This window comes from Ammoniphilus soli (assembly GCF_040813775.1).
The window spans coordinates 311,555-328,948 of sequence record NZ_JBEGDL010000002.1 but is presented as its reverse complement, the minus strand read 5'-3'; the positions used below and the strand labels follow the sequence as shown (position 1 = coordinate 328,948).

The window sequence follows — 17,394 nt, the reverse complement described above, 5'->3', positions numbered from 1 at the left end:
CTTTCTTACCGGATCGGTTCGTGAACTGTCACTAATTTGGTTCCATCTGGAAATGTAGCTTCAACTTGAATATCATGGATCATTTCAGCAATCCCTTCCATGACATCCTCTCTCGTTAGGATTTTTGTGCCATCCCGCATCAGTTCGGCGACGGACTTGCCATCCCTGGCCCCTTCCATGATTTCATAGGTAATGATCGCGACCGCTTCCGGATAATTGAGTTTTACGCCACGATCCTTACGGCGGCGGGCCAGATCAGCGGCAACGACAATCAGTAATTTTTCTTGCTCCCGAGGGGAAAGCTTCATTTTTTCCGACTCCTTTTCCCTACACAACCAAATGCTGCGTAATCGTTTCTTGATTTAAGCTATGTACGTCTCCTTCAGCTACCATCTGCGATTTATCCAATACGTAATAATAGTCTGCACATTCCAAGGCAACATCCAAACTATGTTCGACCAAAACAATCGAAACCGTTTTGCTTGCGGCAATCCGTTGGATCACATCAACTATGAGCATGACGATCGAAGGCTGAATCCCTTCCATCGGCTCATCAAGCAACAGCAGCTTCGGCTTGCCGATCAGCGCACGGGCTATGGCTAATTGCTGCTGCTGCCCTCCGCTGAGATCTCCTCCTTTACGATGAAGCATTTCTCTCAAGGCCGGAAACATGTCTAGTACGTCTTCCGGCATACTGCCTTTCGCCTGCCCTTTAGGCAGGGCTTCTAATCCCAACAGGAGATTTTCCTCTACCGTCATGGTCGAAAAAATATCTCTCCCCTGTGGGACGTAGCCAATTCCTCGTTTCGCCCGCTCCTCAGGGCGAAACGAGGTGATATCCTCCCCCATGAATTGAATCTTTCCTTTTTTGGGGGAAAGCAGTCCCATGATGCTTTTGAGCATTGTCGTTTTCCCTACCCCGTTACGACCAAGCAGGGCCACGACACTACCTGGCTTTACCTTAAATTCGATTTCTCGAAGAACCGTACTCTCTTCGTATCCGACATCAAGTTGCGAAACGTTCAGCATGATCCTTCCTCCTTCCTAAGTAGACCTCGGCTACTCGCGAGTCTTGCTGAATTTGATCCATGGTGCCTTCACAAAGGATCTGACCCTCGTGCATCACTGTTACCTGCTTGGAAAACTGGCGAACAAAGTCCATATCATGCTCAACAACCACAACCGAGCAGGATTTCGCAATTTGATGGATCAGTTCGCCCGTTTTTTCCCGTTCTTTTCCTGTCATGCCGGCAATCGGTTCATCGAGCAAGAGCAGCTGCGGTTCCTGCATTAGCTGCATCCCGATTTCTAGCCATTGCTTTTGGCCGTGAGAAAGCAGACCAGCCTGTTCCTCCCGAAAAGCTAATAGGCCCGTTTGCTCTAACACTCCCCACATCCGATCTTTTTGCACAGGATCTAACTTTGCCCGTAAGAGGGAGAATAAGCTACGATCTTGTTTGAGCGATAACTCCAGATTTTCCAAAACCGTCAAATTAGAAAAGATGGAAGGAGCTTGAAATTTGCGTGCAATACCTAAAGCGACGATATCATGCTCTTCCCTGCTCATGATATCGGCATGGTCCTTAAATTGAATTTGGCCGCTTGTTGCCTTCGTTTTTCCGCAAATCACATCGAGCATGGTCGTTTTTCCAGCTCCATTGGGTCCAATAAGGAAACGGATTTCTCCCGTCTCAATCGTTAAATTTACCCCTTGAATTGCCTTGAAACCGTCAAATTCCACCACGACTTCACGACACGAAAGTATGGGATGTTTCATCATCCTTCAATCTCCCTTCCTTTTTGGGTGATAGCTTGGCTTTCCACTTTTCCGCCAGTCCAACAAGGCCATTGGGCAGGAATAAGACGATGATCACGAACAAAGCCCCTAAAAATACAGACCAGATTTCAGGATAGGTCTCACTGAAATAGCTTTTCGCCCCATTGGTCAGGACAGCTCCAAGCACGGCTCCCATCAAGGATTGGCGCCCTCCGACTGCTACCCATAAAACCATTTCAATGGAAGGAATAATGCCCATCATTGCCGGCGAGATAATTCCGACCTGCAGGACAAAGAGCACCCCAGCTAAACCGGCCAACGCGGCGGAAAGGCAGTACACAAACACTTTATAAACCGTGGGATTGAATCCGGTGAAGCGAACCCGGTTTTCCCCGTCCCTAATGGCAATCAGGACCTTCCCAAGACGGCTTCGAAGCAGCCATGAGCAAGCAGTGAAAACGAGCGCGAGCATCGCTACTGTTATCCAATAAATACCTCTTTGCACTTCAGGAGACCCAATGGAAAATCCCCAAATGGTTGAAAAGTTGGTTAAGCCATTGGTCCCTCCTGTCCAATCCTGCTTTCCGATAAATAAGGTGACAAAAATGATCACAAGGGCTTGCGAAAGAATCGAAAAGTACACGCCGCGAATCCGGTTGCGAAAGGTTAAATACCCTAAAAGAGCAGCCAATGCAACAGGAATGACAATGGCCGCGGCCAAAGCAAACAGCGAACTCGAAAACGGCTTCCAGAACCAGGGCAGCTCCGTCAATCCACTCCATTCCATAAAATCAGGCAATCGCCCGCCGGAGGCTTCCATTTTCAAATACATGGCCATACAATACGCCCCGAGTCCGAAATAAATGCCATGCCCCAGGCTCAAAATCCCGGTATAGCCCCAGATCATGGAAATCCCGATGGCCAGAATAGCAAAAGACAAAAATTTACCTAATAGATTTAACCGGAACTCCGATAAAAAAAGCGGTGCGATCATCAGCAGAATGACCATGGCCCCATAGCCGGTCCATCGCGCACGAGAGCCAAGCGATAAAACGTGATTCATGTTCTCCCCCCTAATCCAATGTCCTCGTTCTTACGCTTACCATGCCGGATGGCTTCCATTGCAGGAAGGCGATGATCAGGGTAAAGACAAGCACCTTAGCTAATGTGGCCCCTGTGGTATATTCAAAGACCGTTCCGAACAAGCCCATGCTTAAAGCTCCGGCAACCGTGCCAATTAGCTTTCCCACGCCTCCTAAGACGACGACCATGAAAGAATCTACAATATAATAGGAACCAATCGTCGGACCGATCGGCCCCAGTAAGGTCAGAGCACATCCTGCCACACCAGCCATACCCGATCCCAAGCCAAACGCATAAGCATCCACCTTGCGGGTTGAAATGCCCAAACAGGAAGCCATGCCTCGGTTAAGCGTCACGGCTTGCATGCGGCGGCCAGCCGCCGTACGATAAAGGTATAAATACAAGCCTAAGAGACAAGCGAAAACGAGGAATAGGATAAAAAGCCTCTTGTATGGGAAAACACTGCCCATCACTTCCAAACCGCCAATTAACCATTCCGGCGCTGTCACGGCCACATTAGGCGCGCCAAAAATACTTCGCGCCACTTGCTGTAAAATCAAACTAATCCCCCATGTTGCCAATAAGCTGTCTAAAGGACGACCATACAAATAACGAATGAGATAACGTTCTAATAAAATTCCAATAAGGGCGGCGGCGACAAAGGCAATCGGGATAGCAACAAGGAAATAAGCGCCAAACACCGACTTCGGCAGATATTGCGTGAATAAGTTTTGCGTGAGATATGTCATATACGCGCCAATCATAATGAGCTCACCGTGAGCCATATTAATGACGTTCATCAATCCAAATGTAATCGCTAAGCCCAGTGCGATAAGCAGCATGATTGAGCCCAGACTGACACCATTAAAAACTTGGGTGAGGATGACCTCCATCCAACAGACCTCCCTATCCTTCTATCTTTATAAAGAGAAAGAAGGACGCAAGTTCCCTCTTTCTCTTACTTGTTTCGCTACCGTGAAGGAAAGTTTAAGTTCGATAAAGGGTTAAATCGAACAAGACTTTCCTGGAGGCATGAAAAGCTTCCGCTAAAGAAGAATTCGACTACATCTCCGAATGGGCATCAATAGAAGCTTTTCTTATTGGCTTAGTCCGCTTCCCCATGGATAGCTCTTTAGGAACGGATCTGGCTGAACGGGTTCCCCAGAGTTCCAAAGTTCCTTGAATTGCCCATCAGGCTGAATCTCTCCAATGCGGACCGTTTTCCAGACATGCTGGTTTTCCCCTTCAATTCTGATCGTTCCGCCAGGGGCCTTAAATTCGATTCCTGGAGCGGCTGCTTTCACTTGATCCACTTCAAAGGAACCGGCTTTATTGACAGCAGCTGCCCATAGGTGTACAGCATTGTATGCCGCTTCGATCGGATCATCCGTTACGCGATCTTGACCGTATTTGCTTTTGTACTTTTCCACAAAGGCTTGGTTTTCCTGAGTGACCGTTGTTTGGAAATAGTTCCAAGCGGCCAAGTGCCCAGCCAAAATGTCACCGCCGATTCCGCGGATCTCTTCTTCCGCAATACTTACCGACAACACAGGGATCTGATCTGGCGTGATGCCCGCGTCTTTTAACTGCTTAAAGAAGGCCACATTGCTATCACCGTTGAGTGTGTTGAAAATGATGTCTGGATTTGCACTTTTGATCTTGCTTATTAGCGTATTGTAATCGGTATGGCCAAGCGGCGTATATTCTTCAGAAACGACCTCACCGCCTTCAGCAGCCAATTGAGCTTTAATGATTTTGTTTGCCGTTCTTGGGAATACATAATCGGATCCAATGAGGAAGAATTTCTTACCCTTATTTTCCAGTAACCAAGTTACAGCCGGTACAATTTGCTGATTGGTTGTTGCCCCGGTATAAAAAATATTTGGAGAGGATTCCATACCTTCATATTGGACCGGATACCACAGCAAGCCATTTTGCTGTTCCACGACCGGCAGCATGGCCTTGCGGCTAGCTGAAGTCCATCCGCCGAAGATAGTCGCTACCTCATCCTTTTGCAATAGCTTCTTCGCTTTTTCCGCAAAAGTAGGCCAATCCGAAGCTCCATCTTCGATGATCGGTTCAATTTTCTTGCCGAGCACACCGCCCGCTTCATTAATCTCTTCAATTGCCATCAGTTCTGCATCCTTTAGGGACACCTCACTGATTGACATGGTCCCGCTCAAGGAATGAAGAATCCCTACTTTTACGGTTTCTTCTGACGCAGCAGGTGCATTCGTCCCTGCATCATTAGCGTTCGACGCCGGCTCTTGGCCCCCGCAGCCTGTCAGCAAAACCAAACTGCTGAGTGCAGAAAGTACAAATTTGTTTCTCCATAGCTTCACCAAAGTGAATCCCCCTCTTTTTCGATTCTAAATTTATGATAGAATTAGAATCAGGCCAACAGCTCCCATGCTACAGCCTGCTTCTGACGCCGCCCACTGCCATGGGCGGCGTATGTATTTGCAGATGATCTAACCTCCTTTCTCCGTTTTTTCTAACAATCATGTTAAATTAGCTTACATGAAGTAATTATAATCAGGATCCAAATGTAGAGTTAAATATTGTCAACAAATCTAACATACTTTTCATGGGATGAAACTCGGTCAAGATGGAAAATGTCTATATTGACTATTTATTCATTGCATTAAAGTACTTACGCTTTGAAGCATGTCTTTGTGCTCGTTTCCCTCTCTCATCTATAATGAGAGAATGATAATTAAACCAGTGGGGTGAAAGCATCCAATGCAATTAGAGAAACTTAAAGGGGACGAGCTAAAGCAATTGTTTCAAGCGATGCTCTCTTTACAGACCGTAGAGGAATGCTATGCCTTCTTTAATGACTTGTGTACGGTCAATGAGGTAAAAGCTTTGACACAGAGGCTTGAGGTAGCGAGAATGCTGCGGGAGGGCCATACCTATTTTGACATCCAGGACGAAACCAATGCTAGCACGGCCACGATATCGAGGGTCAAGACCTGCCTGAATTATGGGAGCAGCGGATATGACTTGGTCTTGGGGCGGATGGATGCTGAGGAATACACCAAATAGTTACAGCCGAAAGTAAGAAAAAGGGGCTGACCCAATGCTGTTATGCAAGGGAAAGCCCATTCTATTAAATCGCTTGTGATATATTTTCATGGTCATGATCTAAGGCTTTTCTCTTTCTCGGATGAGGAGGGATGCGACTCTGATCCTCTTCCAATCGCTTCAAGCACCAACCCGTATAGCCATAAATAATGGCAATGATTGGGTTGATGAAGCATAGAAAGGCGAAGACAGCATATTCCATTCCAATATTCAGGGTGGACATAATAAACGCTCCGCTGACCCCCCAGGGAATGAGTGCGTGAAGTAAGGTACCGGCATCCTCAAGCGTGCGGGATAAATTAACCGGGTGCAGGTTGACTTTTTTATAGGCAGGCCCAATAATCTTCCCCGGAAGAACGATAGACAAATACTGTTCTCCCACAAGGACATTCACACCAAAGCAAGAAATAACGGTAGCTAGGATGACGTTGCCTTTTCTTGTTAGATACTGCTTCATCCCGTTTAAGATTGCATCCATAATCCCTGTTTTTTGAATGATGCCTCCAAAAGCTAATGCGACAATAATTAAGGAAACTGCGAACATCATGTTCGCCAAACCACCACGGGACAATAGCTTGTCCACATCTGCCATTCCAGTTTCTGAAGTATAACCAAAATGAGCCGTTGTCATAATCTTGCCCAGGTTGATATCCGGTACGGTAGCATAAGTAGTAAGCACAGCAGCGATCAGCCCGAGAACCAGCGTGGGGATGGGGCTTACCCGTCGGGTTGCCAAGACAAGTATCAACAACGGGGAAAATAAGGTCCATAGCGTGATCGGAAAATGATTTTTTAATACGGTTAACAAATCTGTCATCTGTGAAAAGGACTCGGTTTGTCTTTCGAGTTGCAACCCTAGTACCACGAAAATTCCTAATGTAATCACGAGACTGGGAACCGTAGTCCATAACATATGGCGGATATGGTCAAAAATACTAACATTTGCAACTGCAGGTGCAAGATTGGTCGTATCCGATAACGGGGACATTTTATCGCCGAAAAAGGCTCCAGATACAATTGCCCCAGCTGCCATTGCCAATGGTATACCCATGCCGTAGGCAGTAGCCATTAAGGCTACACCAATCGTTCCAATCGTACTCCAGGAACTGCCGGTGACGACAGAAGTAACCGCACAAATAATAACCGACGAAGCCAAGAAATACGTAGGAGACAAGATTTGCAATCCATAATAGGATAAGGTCGGAACCGTTCCGTTTAAAATCCAGACGCCTATTAGCATACCAATCAAACAAAGGATCAGAATAGACGGGAGCCCTGAGACAATGCCCTGAATCATAGAACTCTCCAGTTCTTTCCATTTTATTCCCAACCACAATCCATATAAAGCAACGATAATAATTGATAGAACAATTGGCATTTGCGGAGCAACCTCATAATGCAGAATGCCAATTCCCAAAACAGCTATAACAAAAGAAAAAATAGCACAAGCACTACCAAATGACGGTGTCTTTATAATCAACTTCCAATCCTCCCTTTAAGATTGCTAGAATAGCAACCTATTACAAGCAAATAGTCTACCATAAACTTATATAAGGTAAAATGGCTGGATCCCAAAATGGAGACCATCGATTACTCCATTTTTTAGTCTGATTCTTTTGCCGGTAGAATGCGCCCCGCCACTTCCCCAAATCCGATCCGGTATCCATCCCCTTGACACCAGCCTGTCATGGTGATCTGATCTTCATCCTCTAACCAGATACGCTGCTCCCCATTCTTCATAACAATTGGTTCGCTTCCCCGCCAAGTTAGCTCAAGCAGACAGCCCCGGCTTTCCTTCTCTGGTCCGCTAATGGTACCCGAGGCGAGCAGGTCACCTGGACGAAGGTTGCATCCGCCGACGGTATGGTGGGCAATTTGTTGTGCCATGCTCCAGTATAGATGGCTAAAATTACTGCTGCAAATGCGCTGGGGCTCCTCCATTTGCCTTCCTTGCAGATATACTTCTAATTGGATATCAAACGCACGAGGATCTGATTGTTTCAAATATGGAAGCAGCTCCGTATCCTGGCTGGGTCCATTTACACGAAGGGTTCAAGAGCTTCCAGCGGAACGACCCAAGGGGAAATCGATGTAGCAAAGTTCTTTGCTAGGAACGGTCCGAGCGGCTGATATTCCCAAGACTGAATATCCCTTGCACTCCAATCATTAATCAGAACCAATCCAAAAATTTGATCTTCAGCTTTTTCTACGGAAATCGCTTCTCCTTGATCATTACCTGGACCGATCAACCAACCTATCTCTAGCTCAAAATCAAGCTGGTTGCTTAGACCGAATTCAGGATGCTCTGCTTCAGCCGGCTTCATTTGTCCAAAAGGGCGACGTATATCAGTCCCGCTGACTATTATGGAACTAGCTCGTCCATGATATCCGACAGGCAAGTGCACCTAATTCGGCATAAGTGCATGGTCCTTCCCTCGAAACATTTCCCCCACGTTCGAGGCATGATATTTGGACGCATAGAAATCCGTATAATCTCCAATTTGAGCTGGCAGAAGCATTTGGACATCGCTTTGTGGGATTAACGCCCTAGCCAGAATGGAGCGGTTATCTCGTAATGCTGATTCGTCTTCACCTAGCAAGCGCTGAATTTGTGCCCGTACCTCCTGCCACACAGTCTTTCCTAAAGCCATAAAAGCGTTCAACGCGGACTGATGGAACACTTTTTTTCCGGCGACAGCGGTAGATTGAAAATATCCCGCATCATCCAAAACACTAAGATCAAGTACATAGTTCCCTATGGCAATGCCGATACGCGGAGCTCCCCCGCGTTGGGGGCGAAACACCCCATAAGGCAAGTTCTGAATAGGAAAGTGGGAATCAGGGGCCACCTCGATAAATGAACGCAGCATGTTAGTTCCTCCTAGTGTAGTGTTAATAATTAACCGCTTTCAATTGCCGTTGTTATGTACTCAATATGACAGTAATCAACGTTAATAACTTGCCAAACTTAATTACTGTAATTTAATAACCTTCGCTATTATATAATCGTTTTTAAAATTCAGCAAAAGCATTCACTACTGTTAAAACACATAAGCGCTGGAAAACTTTATTGTGATAAACAATTAAATCTCAGAACGCAAAAAATCCGATTTTTTATAAGTAACCTTTGCTCCTTTTTATCCCCAAAAATAAGTAAAAATAAAAAGCTGTCCATAAAGTCGGTTTTTACCGACCTTTTGGGACAGCCTCAGTACATTTATTATTTTTATTGCATCATTCTGTATTGGCTAATCGGCTGGTTAACAGGAGCAGGCTGCATCATGTCCATCTGAGCAGTATTTGCAGAAGCATAGGTGCGCATGACCGTATTGGTGGTCATCTCATTCATCGTCGGTACTTGGTAGTAACCTCTATGATTCATGTATTGCCATACCTCATAAGCTTGTTCTCCGCAATTCACCGCTCCTTGCTGGATCGTCCGACGGATTTGCGGATCAGCACACTCCAAGGAAGCGACCATTCGCATACAAGCGGAGGACTTATGGCAGCCAAGCATTCCGCTCGCCACATCACGGTCGTTCATGTCTGTCATCGAGGTATTCGGAGTTTGGGTTTCAGGGTGATTCAAGCCGTAAACCGGCGCAGCTGTTTTAAACGGAGCACGGTACGGGATCGCCTGTCCCCTGCCTGCTTGATTCAGCAAGGTTACCATATTGTTATATTCTTGAGTCATATGGCGAATTTGGTTATCTAGCATGGATAGGAGTTGTGGATCCTTTACATGCGGACGGTATAACTGAAACTGATTGATACCATCAATCGTATCCGTAAGTACTTCGTGAATCTCCATCATTTCATGTGCACCATATTGAGCAGCCAATTTTATTCCTCCTTAAGAAGTATTGGTTAGGATTACCAATAAGAGTATTTCCTAGGATCTCATATCGAATACACTTTCACCAAAAATATAGTCAGGAAACCTGCACCTTCCTAAGTCTTTTCCTTTTTTCTGTTTGCTTCCTTCTCCAGTCTGCGAAAACGTCTCAAATCCGCTTCGCGAATCGCCAAAGGCTCTTGTTTCAACAGTTTGACAATCGTAAACATCAGCAGCATAAGCAATACCGTAAACTGAAGAGCGGCGATAGCTGATATGAACACAACCAATTACAGAAGGCAAATTCCATTCACCCTTGAAAGCATGGGCAAACCAAAAGGAAATGGAATTTTTTGAGCATAATAATTATGTGCAGGTTCGAATACGCTATACAAACCCTAGCAAAGGGGGCAACCCAGGCAATGAAAGAAATCTTGCTCATTCTCTTGCTGCAGCTTGTTTATGTTCCAGTGCTGACTCTTCGCACCATCTTTTTGGTAAAGAACATGAGCCTATTGGCTTCAGGCATGGGCTTCTTAGAAGCTCTAATTTATGTGTTTGGATTATCCCTTGTTTTTAGTGGCGAACAGGGATTGTTAGCCATGATCATCTACGCTATCGGCTTTGCGCTAGGAATGTATGTCGGCGGGTATATTGAACAGAAGTTAGCGATCGGTTATACGACTTTGGTTGTTAACTTGTTGAGCAAAAATGAGGAATTGATTTATAAACTCCGAAATGAAGGTTTTGGGGTCACTGTATTTGAGGGAGAAGGGAAAGACAGTAAACGATACCAGCTGGATATTCTGACCAAGCGTAATCGGGAAAGTGAACTGTTTCAAATCATTGAAGATCTTGAGCCTCGGGCCTTCATTATCTCCTACGAACCCCGGAAATTTAAAGGAGGTTTTCTGGTTAAAGCCATGAAAAGAAGAGAGAGAGCGAAGTAACCCTCGCTCTCCCCTCAATTGGGATTTGAGTGTAGCTGGGCAGATATGCCTCTGCGTGTCATTTTCCCCAGCAAGTCCCAGGAACTATCCATCCATTAGAAAATCCACAAATTCCTGTTTCTTCATTTGTTCGGATAATCTCTCGATATCCGCGGCAAAGATTCGGTCTTTTTCAATTTTAGGGACCACTTCGCGGATGGTCTCATGCAACCGTCTCGTTTTCGGAGCAAGCTTTACCGGATCGCGGAGATCCGCTGCTTGCGCTGCACAAATCGCTTCGATGGCCAACACATTACGTGTGTTTCGTATAATCATAGCGGCATGCCTTGCCGCGCTAGCCCCCATACTGACGTGATCTTCTTGGTTGGCAGAAGATGGGATGGAATCCACGCTGGAAGGATGGGCCAAGGTTTTGTTTTCGGACACTAATGAGGCTGCCACGTACTGCGTAATCATTAATCCGGATTGCAGTCCCGGATCTGCACTTAAGAATGCTGGCAAATCATTGAGCTGCGGATTGACGAGGCGCTCAATTCTTCTTTCCGAAATGCTTGCTAACTCCGCTGCAGCAATCCCTAGAAAATCCATCGCGAAGGCGATCGGCTGACCATGGAAGTTTCCGCCGGAAATCACTTTGCCAGAGTCAGAAAAAATCAAGGGATTATCCGTTGCAGAATTGATCTCGATCAGCAGCTTTTCCTTGACATAGGTGAGCACTTGCTGAATGGCCCCATGCACCTGCGGGATACAGCGCAAGGAATAGGCATCTTGGACTCGCAGCTCTCCTTGCCTAGTAATCAGCTGACTTCCCTTGAGATAAGAGAGAATTCGGTCAGCGACCTGCTTCTGTTCCGGATAAGGGCGAACCTCATGCGATTCCGGCAGAAAAGCATCGACCACGCCTCTTAAGGCTTCCAGCGTCAACGATGCGATCCCATCCGCAAGTAGAGCGAGATGTTCAGCCTCCAAATAGGCCATGACACCGATTGCCGCCATAGCCTGGGTCCCGTTGATTAATGCTAGACCCTCCTTGGCTTGAAGTCGAATCGGTTGCAATCCTGCTTTATGAAGCGCTTCTGCAGCTTCCATGCGGCTGCCCTGATAGAAGACCTCGCCTTCGCCTATTAAGGGTAAAGCTAGATGCGACAGAGGGGCTAAATCACCGCTTGCCCCCAATGAGCCTTGACCCGGAATAACCGGGTGGATGTGATGGTTCATTAAATCCAGCAAAAACTGCAGCGTGACTCTACGAATCCCTGAATACCCTTTGGCCAAAGCATTCGCTCGCAAGAGAAGCATCGCTCGACTGACTTGCTCGGGAAGAGGATCCCCTACGCCGCATGCATGACTGCGGATCAGATTCATTTGCAGCTCTTCTACATTTTCTCTTGTAATGACTGTCTCACTGAATTTTCCAAAACCTGTGGTGACGCCGTAAACGACTTTTCCTTGCGAAACGATTTTCTCTACAATATCCCTGCTTCTCTCTACAGACTGCCAAGCCGCATCCGTGATTTCTACCTTTTGACCATTGCTGATAACCTCTTTTATCTGCTCCAATGTCAATTGATTTCCATCTAACTGAATGGTCATCATTTCCGTTCTCCTTAAAGGTCCAATCCTGCCCCTAAGGATTTGACCTGAAATTTAATCCTGCCCGAGAGCAGTATCAGCCTCTCTTTTGCTGGACAAAACCTGTCAAAAAAGTGTTCATGGTATGAACCCCACGTTTAAGGCTGCTGCTTGCGAAGCATCGGTATTTGAATTCCTTCGTTAATTGCGGTTTCAATCGCCAAATCATAGCCGGCATCGGCATGTCGGGCTATTCCCATTCCAGGATCCGTGGTCAGGACTCGATGTATACGTTTTTCAGCCGCTTTTGTCCCGTCCGCAACAATCACCATACCGGCATGCAGCGAATACCCCATCCCTACACCACCCCCCTCTAAATTTTTTAAGGTCTCCACGATCGCATCAAAACTTTCCCAATTGCGGGCCGCCTTTCCGATTCCTCCATAAACGACAAGCTTTTCTGGCCATTCCGCCACTTCCGGATCCAAGTTGTTCAGCAGCATGCGCAAAGCGGCTTCTTGTACCCAACCTTTGGTATTTAATTGGGTGCCCCGAGGGGCCGATAAACTCTTTTATTTTCCGGAGCTGTCATTGCAGGTCACTCCTTTTCTTCTTCTTACTTCATTGTATGCTGGGGAAGAAGGTAGAAATAGAAGAGTCGTAAAGAACTCGGGAATATCAAAAAGCCTCTCCCTTCCATATTAAGAAGGAATTGGCTTTGATTCGAGCTGAGTACAATCCAGCGATAGTCATTTGTCCTTTCACAAGTCTTTCCACTGTTCTCTCCACTTATGATGGCAATAAAAAATGTAATATAGCAGCCAATCAGCCACATAGGAACAACTTATACTCCACCATTTTTCGTATTTTTATGTAGCCCGTATTTAAAGCAAGCCATTCGATACTTAAAGCCAATATAGACCAATAAAAGATATGGCGAACCACTCTCCATTTTCTATGATTGTTTTTAGGTAGTGTTTGAAGGTACAAATAGGTTACCACCGGATACACTCCTAATTGTTGCAAAAGGTGATAGAAATAGGTTTGCATTTTTGTTCCTTGCGGGTAATCCCAAAGGATATAATGTTCCGTTGCAAAGAAATCAACCGCACACGACATATATATGGCAAGCAGGGCACGTGGGATAAAAATAGTGAAACCTGCGCTTATCTGCAAAAATTATAAAACAGCTCCACGAGATCAAAAATAAGGTTATGGAAAACGCCATACACTTCTCCTTTGATCAACATTTTTTTCCATTGTTTCCATAACATTACAATTATCCACGTGTATCTTTTCACTAAATTTCGCAAGATAGTTAAAAATGGTATGATAGAGTGGTGCTTGTTTGACTTTGCAATAAAGGAGTGTAGAAGATGTTACGTGTAGCCATCGGATCGACTAACCCTGTCAAGATAAAAGCGGTTCGCTCAGCGTTTGAGAAAATGGGTTTAAATGCTGAAGTGACAGGCGTTGAGGTGGATTCCAAAGTTTCAGAGCAACCTTTTTCTGATGAGGAGACCATTGAAGGAGCCATTAATCGGGCACGCGGGGCTCTCAAAATCGGTGAGGAATCTCCTTATGATTATGGAATTGGTTTAGAAGGCGGGGTCGTCCAAACCCAGTACGGCATGTTTGTTTGCAATTGGGGAGCCATCGTGAATAACAGAGAGGTGATCGGTATCGGCGGGGGCCATCGGGTGCTGCTTCCTTCGACGCTCGTGGAAGGCTTGAACAAAGGGGAAGAATTAGGGGATATCATAGACGCATGGGCCGGCGGCAAAGATATTAAAAAGAATGAGGGAACTATCGGCATATTGACTGGTAACCACATTACAAGGGAAGAAATGTTTCATGATGTTGTGATTGCAGCTTTTTCCCGGTTTCTTTTTCCAGAGTATTATAGCGAATAGCAATCGAATTGCAGCAATTCAAGCCGTTATTCCGCGAATAGCAGCCTGAATTGCAGCAAAATCATACAAACCGGTTACAACATCAAAAGGGCGCCATTTACATCCAAGACAAGCTTCGTTCTCCAAGCTTGCTTGATCCGCAAGGTAAAGAATCGCATCGGCGACTTCCACTGGTTGTCCTATCCTAAATCCTTCCTCGAAAGAAAGGACCTTCTATTTGTTATGATACCCAATGACAATCCTCTGGCCGTTTATCGAACAAAAAGCCTTTGAACGATACCGTTCGTTCTTAAATAATGCAAGTCTGTCCCTAAAGGCAGGATGAATCCCCCTCAAAATTTTCTACTTTTGGCATAAAATTCTTCTCTGCCACAAATAATACCAAAGTCTTAACAAGAACAATTTTTTAGGAGGCGATTTAACATGATGCAAACCCGCTGGGCTGCCCATGAATTTTTAGAAACTCAAGAAGCATTGCGTTCTTTGGCAGCACGTATAGAAATGTATGGGGTGATGACCCATATGGCGCGCGACCCGCACTTAAAGGATATTCTTCAAAATCAACAACGCCGCGAAATCATGAGCTATCAGCAAGGACTAGGCTTGTTGCAAGGAAAAGGTATGAATATGACAACCATGCCAACTCCCCACACCCCCCAAATGAACGTTTATGAGCAACCACAAGTTGGATTGCAAAATCCGATGATGTCTGCTCCTAATCCACGGGCTACGAATCTGTCTGATCAATCGATCAGCACAGTTCTATTAGACATGCACAAAACCGGGGCTGCAGTAAGTATGTTGTGGGCGTGCGAATGCGTAGATCCACAAATTCGCCAATATCATGCGACTGCAGCTAATAAATGTCAGGAAATGGCTTACGAGCTCTGGCAATACATGAATCATAAAGGGTACTATCAAGCGCCGCAGTTAGCCGATCATACGATGAACACGATGATTCAGGCATTCCAAGGGCAGCCGATGATGAATCAAAATATGATGAACCAGAATATGATGAATCAGCCTCCTATGATGTAAGGAAACCAAAAAGCCATTCACGAGAACCGCATGAATGGCTTTTTTCTTTAGAGCTCGAAGTCAACCCCAATACTATCCAATCTTCCCACTTCTCTTATGTATGCTGCAACGGCTTGATGCTCAGGATTGGAAACATAGGCTTCCAAAGCCGCTTGATCTTCAAATCGAATACTCAATACGACTTGGTATTCTTTACTGCGTTCTGCGACATTAAGACCCGCATGAACTTCAACCACACCCGTTAGATGATCTTTTAGGGCTTTAAAACGGCTGATGACTTCTTGCAACTGTTCCGTTGTTGTTTCCTCCGAAAATTTAACAAGTACCATACGATGAATCATGGGCAAGCCTCTTTTCTTAAGTTAATTTCCTGTCCTCCCTTATTCTACTATAGTCAAAAAGAAAATCTATAGAATTCTGGTGAAAAAGAAAAGAAAAAGAAGCCACAAAGGCTTCTAAAGCTATTTCTGTGATAAGCTTCCGATTTAAATTTATTTCCTTCATCCCCATGATCCAAACTAGCAGAAGTTAACAAGTGCGTTAACGGAGGCGTTAGAGAGTGTCAAACAAAAAACCGCTTTCGGAACAGGAATGGGTTTATCAATACGTTAAGAATTCGCAGAACCCTCTTCCTATTGTGATGGGAACGAAAGGTACATGGGGCATGAACGGTAAGCCGTGGATTATATTGATAGCTGGAACTTATGGGGATGCTATGGTCTTGTGCGATATCCATAACCTTCCTATTTTTCACATTCGAAAAATGAAAATCCATGACTTGACCTACTTTGCTGCTTCCATAACTGACCCTGAAAAAGTAAAAAAAATTATTCTATCGTGGGATGAGTAATCCTTTGCACAGTCCAGGAAAACCAAAAGAAAAGGCTGATCCTCCAAAGTTCGCACTATCGACTTTTGGGGATCAGCCTCCTATTTTCTTATGTACATGAATGGCTGGGCTACCTGGATTCGAACCAGGGCATGACGGAGTCAAAGTCCGTTGCCTTACCGCTTGGCTATAGCCCAATATATAAATATAGTTTGTGTTAAATATATAGATAGTATTCATTTCGGTGGATTGCGGGGTTATAGGGCACCGACATCTCCCGATATTGCACGACATGTATCGTATTTAAATTTATGGCGCGCTCGGAGGGATTCGAACCCCCGGCAAACCTGGTACCGGAAACCAGTGCTCTATCCAGCTGAGCTACGAGCGCCTAATGTTATCGTTGTAACTGAGAATGAGTAAGAAGATGTGGATGTCTCACAGCTGCAGAAAATAATTTATCACAAAATTATATATACTGTCAATAAGTGAATGTTTATCATTGTTGATCTAATTTGTCTAAGTTCATTAATGACGGTTCTTAATTTATCATTCTTGATGCGGCAATGCAACTGCGGTGCTAACGAGGGAATGCCTGAAGGTAGTCGCTAAAATCAGGTTCCCTCGAGCATCATGAAAATGAAAATATCACTATTTATGATTCAGAAATATCGACTTTTTTCAGGAGATGAACAGAAAAATGAGGAACTTGGTCGAAGTCCTCACTTTACCCATGTTTATTTTGTTGGTTGTTTTTATAAAAAGCAGCATTTACTTGCCCTTGAATCATCTGTTTACGGGCCTTCTCTTGCTTCTTTTTTTCCATTTGTCTAATCTCGTATGTTTGTAGCCCATCCTCTATTTTGTTCGCTATATCAACTAAACGATCGATGTCATTAAAGGAATATTTTCGTGTGCCACCTTTAGATCGTTCTGGAAATATTAATTGCCTTTCTTCATAATAACGAATTTGTCTCTCAGACATTCCGCACAACTCAGATACAATCCCTATTGTAATAACTTTTTTATCCTGATATGTCATATTTCCTCCTACATCATTATCATAGTTATGTAATATTATATAACATAATGCGTTAGTTTTTCTATTTTTATTAATAAGATTATGTAAAAAATAAATAAACGGGGTATGACCTTACGACAAAGAGGCTGATCTCACAAGGTCGTAAACAATTGACTTTTGGGATCAGCCTTCTCCTATTTGATTCATTTCCCGTGCAAGCGCAACGTTCGACATCTCATTCGTTTAATATTTCCCTGAACCACTGCTCTTTCCTCGAATATATTATCAA

Annotated in this window: 23 protein-coding genes and 2 tRNA genes; 5 read left to right on the top strand and 20 right to left on the bottom strand. The window is 44.9% G+C overall.

Going from position 1 to position 17,394, the window contains the following annotated elements; translation table 11 throughout:
* Positions 1 to 5: 5 nt before the first annotated feature.
* The 6 genes from ABLT31_RS06380 to urtA form a co-directional block, all read right to left on the bottom strand.
* Positions 6 to 308, bottom strand: a complete 303-nt coding sequence (locus ABLT31_RS06380; protein ID WP_367749829.1) for an urease subunit gamma — start codon at positions 306 to 308, stop codon at positions 6 to 8.
* Positions 309 to 327: 19 nt separating this feature from the next.
* Positions 328 to 1,029 carry an urea ABC transporter ATP-binding subunit UrtE gene (gene urtE / locus ABLT31_RS06375; protein ID WP_367749827.1) on the bottom strand — a complete coding sequence of 234 codons (702 nt, stop codon included), beginning with the start codon at positions 1,027 to 1,029 and terminating at the stop codon, positions 328 to 330.
* Positions 1,007 to 1,780, bottom strand: coding sequence for an urea ABC transporter ATP-binding protein UrtD (urtD, locus tag ABLT31_RS06370; RefSeq protein WP_462976470.1), 774 nt, complete (start codon positions 1,778 to 1,780; stop codon positions 1,007 to 1,009). The genes urtE and urtD overlap by 23 nt, the downstream gene beginning before the upstream one ends.
* The gene (gene urtC / locus ABLT31_RS06365; protein ID WP_462976469.1) at positions 1,749 to 2,840 is read right to left on the bottom strand and encodes an urea ABC transporter permease subunit UrtC; all 1,092 of its coding nucleotides are present in this window, start codon (positions 2,838 to 2,840) and stop codon (positions 1,749 to 1,751) included. Before urtC ends, urtD begins: the two co-directional genes overlap by 32 nt.
* Positions 2,841 to 2,850: 10 nt before the next feature.
* Positions 2,851 to 3,753, bottom strand: coding sequence for an urea ABC transporter permease subunit UrtB (gene urtB, locus ABLT31_RS06360; RefSeq protein ID WP_367749825.1), 903 nt, complete (start codon positions 3,751 to 3,753; stop codon positions 2,851 to 2,853).
* Between the two features lie 204 nt (positions 3,754 to 3,957).
* On the bottom strand, positions 3,958 to 5,205 hold the full coding sequence (gene urtA, locus ABLT31_RS06355) for an urea ABC transporter substrate-binding protein (RefSeq protein WP_367749823.1): 1,248 nt from the start codon (positions 5,203 to 5,205) through the stop codon (positions 3,958 to 3,960).
* A gap of 397 nt (positions 5,206 to 5,602) precedes the next feature.
* Here urtA and ABLT31_RS06350 point away from each other — a divergent pair, with 397 nt between their 5' ends.
* On the top strand, positions 5,603 to 5,908 hold the full coding sequence (locus ABLT31_RS06350) for a YerC/YecD family TrpR-related protein (protein WP_367749821.1): 306 nt from the start codon (positions 5,603 to 5,605) through the stop codon (positions 5,906 to 5,908).
* Positions 5,909 to 5,972: 64 nt separating this feature from the next.
* Here ABLT31_RS06350 and nhaC read toward each other — a convergent pair whose 3' ends face one another.
* From nhaC to ABLT31_RS06320, 6 genes are all read right to left on the bottom strand, one after another.
* Positions 5,973 to 7,427: a Na+/H+ antiporter NhaC gene (gene nhaC / locus ABLT31_RS06345; protein ID WP_367749819.1), complete on the bottom strand. Its 1,455-nt coding sequence runs from the start codon at positions 7,425 to 7,427 to the stop codon at positions 5,973 to 5,975.
* Between the two features lie 122 nt (positions 7,428 to 7,549).
* Entirely contained in the window at positions 7,550 to 7,951 is a 402-nt protein-coding gene (locus ABLT31_RS06340; protein WP_367749817.1) for a fumarylacetoacetate hydrolase family protein, read from the bottom strand.
* Positions 7,952 to 7,986: 35 nt separating this feature from the next.
* Positions 7,987 to 8,352: a fumarylacetoacetate hydrolase family protein gene (locus ABLT31_RS06335; RefSeq protein ID WP_367749815.1), complete on the bottom strand. Its 366-nt coding sequence runs from the start codon at positions 8,350 to 8,352 to the stop codon at positions 7,987 to 7,989.
* On the bottom strand, positions 8,353 to 8,817 hold the full coding sequence (locus ABLT31_RS06330; protein ID WP_367749813.1) for a fumarylacetoacetase: 465 nt from the start codon (positions 8,815 to 8,817) through the stop codon (positions 8,353 to 8,355).
* A 356-nt stretch (positions 8,818 to 9,173) separates the two neighbouring features.
* Positions 9,174 to 9,788, bottom strand: coding sequence for a spore coat protein (locus ABLT31_RS06325; RefSeq protein ID WP_367749811.1), 615 nt, complete (start codon positions 9,786 to 9,788; stop codon positions 9,174 to 9,176).
* Positions 9,789 to 9,898: 110 nt separating this feature from the next.
* On the bottom strand, positions 9,899 to 10,066 hold the full coding sequence (locus tag ABLT31_RS06320; RefSeq protein ID WP_367749809.1) for a hypothetical protein: 168 nt from the start codon (positions 10,064 to 10,066) through the stop codon (positions 9,899 to 9,901).
* Between the two features lie 138 nt (positions 10,067 to 10,204).
* On the opposite strand from ABLT31_RS06320, the gene ABLT31_RS06315 reads away from it, so the two are divergent.
* On the top strand, positions 10,205 to 10,732 hold the full coding sequence (locus ABLT31_RS06315) for a DUF2179 domain-containing protein (protein WP_367749807.1): 528 nt from the start codon (positions 10,205 to 10,207) through the stop codon (positions 10,730 to 10,732).
* An 84-nt stretch (positions 10,733 to 10,816) separates the two neighbouring features.
* Here the strand turns inward: ABLT31_RS06315 and hutH are convergent, their stop codons facing one another.
* The 3 genes from hutH to ABLT31_RS06295 all read right to left on the bottom strand — a co-directional run bounded on the left by hutH (position 10,817) and on the right by ABLT31_RS06295 (position 13,480).
* Positions 10,817 to 12,325, bottom strand: coding sequence for a histidine ammonia-lyase (gene hutH, locus ABLT31_RS06310; protein WP_367750239.1), 1,509 nt, complete (start codon positions 12,323 to 12,325; stop codon positions 10,817 to 10,819).
* Positions 12,326 to 12,462: 137 nt separating this feature from the next.
* Entirely contained in the window at positions 12,463 to 12,813 is a 351-nt protein-coding gene (locus ABLT31_RS38990) for a hypothetical protein (protein WP_462976468.1), read from the bottom strand.
* A gap of 316 nt (positions 12,814 to 13,129) precedes the next feature.
* Positions 13,130 to 13,480 (bottom strand): CBO0543 family protein, encoded by a 351-nt coding sequence (locus tag ABLT31_RS06295; protein WP_367749805.1) that lies wholly within the window; start codon positions 13,478 to 13,480, stop codon positions 13,130 to 13,132.
* Between the two features lie 200 nt (positions 13,481 to 13,680).
* Between ABLT31_RS06295 and yjjX the strand changes: the two genes are divergently transcribed.
* Positions 13,681 to 14,217, top strand: coding sequence for an inosine/xanthosine triphosphatase (yjjX, locus tag ABLT31_RS06290; RefSeq protein ID WP_367749803.1), 537 nt, complete (start codon positions 13,681 to 13,683; stop codon positions 14,215 to 14,217).
* Positions 14,218 to 14,235: 18 nt separating this feature from the next.
* Here the strand turns inward: yjjX and ABLT31_RS06285 are convergent, their stop codons facing one another.
* Positions 14,236 to 14,388 (bottom strand): hypothetical protein, encoded by a 153-nt coding sequence (locus tag ABLT31_RS06285; protein WP_367749801.1) that lies wholly within the window; start codon positions 14,386 to 14,388, stop codon positions 14,236 to 14,238.
* 255 nt (positions 14,389 to 14,643) lie between these two features.
* On the opposite strand from ABLT31_RS06285, the gene ABLT31_RS06280 reads away from it, so the two are divergent.
* Complete coding sequence (locus ABLT31_RS06280; RefSeq protein ID WP_367749799.1) at positions 14,644 to 15,255, top strand: spore coat protein; 612 nt, start codon at positions 14,644 to 14,646, stop codon at positions 15,253 to 15,255.
* A gap of 47 nt (positions 15,256 to 15,302) precedes the next feature.
* On the opposite strand, the gene ABLT31_RS06275 is transcribed toward ABLT31_RS06280, so the two are convergent.
* On the bottom strand, positions 15,303 to 15,596 hold the full coding sequence (locus ABLT31_RS06275) for a Dabb family protein (RefSeq protein ID WP_367749797.1): 294 nt from the start codon (positions 15,594 to 15,596) through the stop codon (positions 15,303 to 15,305).
* A 218-nt stretch (positions 15,597 to 15,814) separates the two neighbouring features.
* Between ABLT31_RS06275 and ABLT31_RS06270 the strand changes: the two genes are divergently transcribed.
* Positions 15,815 to 16,105: a hypothetical protein gene (locus tag ABLT31_RS06270; protein WP_367749795.1), complete on the top strand. Its 291-nt coding sequence runs from the start codon at positions 15,815 to 15,817 to the stop codon at positions 16,103 to 16,105.
* Positions 16,106 to 16,206: 101 nt separating this feature from the next.
* On the opposite strand, the gene ABLT31_RS06265 is transcribed toward ABLT31_RS06270, so the two are convergent.
* From ABLT31_RS06265 to ABLT31_RS06255, 3 genes are all read right to left on the bottom strand, one after another.
* Positions 16,207 to 16,281, bottom strand: a tRNA-Gln gene (locus ABLT31_RS06265).
* A 115-nt stretch (positions 16,282 to 16,396) separates the two neighbouring features.
* A tRNA-Arg gene (locus ABLT31_RS06260) sits at positions 16,397 to 16,475 on the bottom strand.
* 336 nt (positions 16,476 to 16,811) lie between these two features.
* A complete protein-coding gene (locus tag ABLT31_RS06255; RefSeq protein WP_367749793.1) occupies positions 16,812 to 17,126 on the bottom strand; it encodes a MerR family transcriptional regulator in 315 nt (104 codons plus the stop codon).
* Positions 17,127 to 17,394: the final 268 nt, after the last annotated feature.

Coding starts and splice junctions, on each gene's coding strand:
- ABLT31_RS06380 (WP_367749829.1), bottom strand. CDS start 308: ATGAAGCTTTCCCCTCGGGAGCAAGAAAAATTACTGATTGTCGTTGCC.
- urtE (WP_367749827.1), bottom strand. CDS start 1,029: ATGCTGAACGTTTCGCAACTTGATGTCGGATACGAAGAGAGTACGGTT.
- urtD (WP_462976470.1), bottom strand. CDS start 1,780: ATGATGAAACATCCCATACTTTCGTGTCGTGAAGTCGTGGTGGAATTT.
- urtC (WP_462976469.1), bottom strand. CDS start 2,840: ATGAATCACGTTTTATCGCTTGGCTCTCGTGCGCGATGGACCGGCTAT.
- urtB (WP_367749825.1), bottom strand. CDS start 3,753: ATGGAGGTCATCCTCACCCAAGTTTTTAATGGTGTCAGTCTGGGCTCA.
- ABLT31_RS06350 (WP_367749821.1), top strand. CDS start 5,603: ATGCAATTAGAGAAACTTAAAGGGGACGAGCTAAAGCAATTGTTTCAA.
- ABLT31_RS06330 (WP_367749813.1), bottom strand. CDS start 8,817: ATGCTGCGTTCATTTATCGAGGTGGCCCCTGATTCCCACTTTCCTATT.
- ABLT31_RS06315 (WP_367749807.1), top strand. CDS start 10,205: ATGAAAGAAATCTTGCTCATTCTCTTGCTGCAGCTTGTTTATGTTCCA.
- hutH (WP_367750239.1), bottom strand. CDS start 12,325: ATGACCATTCAGTTAGATGGAAATCAATTGACATTGGAGCAGATAAAA.
- yjjX (WP_367749803.1), top strand. CDS start 13,681: ATGTTACGTGTAGCCATCGGATCGACTAACCCTGTCAAGATAAAAGCG.
- ABLT31_RS06280 (WP_367749799.1), top strand. CDS start 14,644: ATGCAAACCCGCTGGGCTGCCCATGAATTTTTAGAAACTCAAGAAGCA.
- ABLT31_RS06275 (WP_367749797.1), bottom strand. CDS start 15,596: ATGATTCATCGTATGGTACTTGTTAAATTTTCGGAGGAAACAACAACG.
- ABLT31_RS06255 (WP_367749793.1), bottom strand. CDS start 17,126: ATGACATATCAGGATAAAAAAGTTATTACAATAGGGATTGTATCTGAG.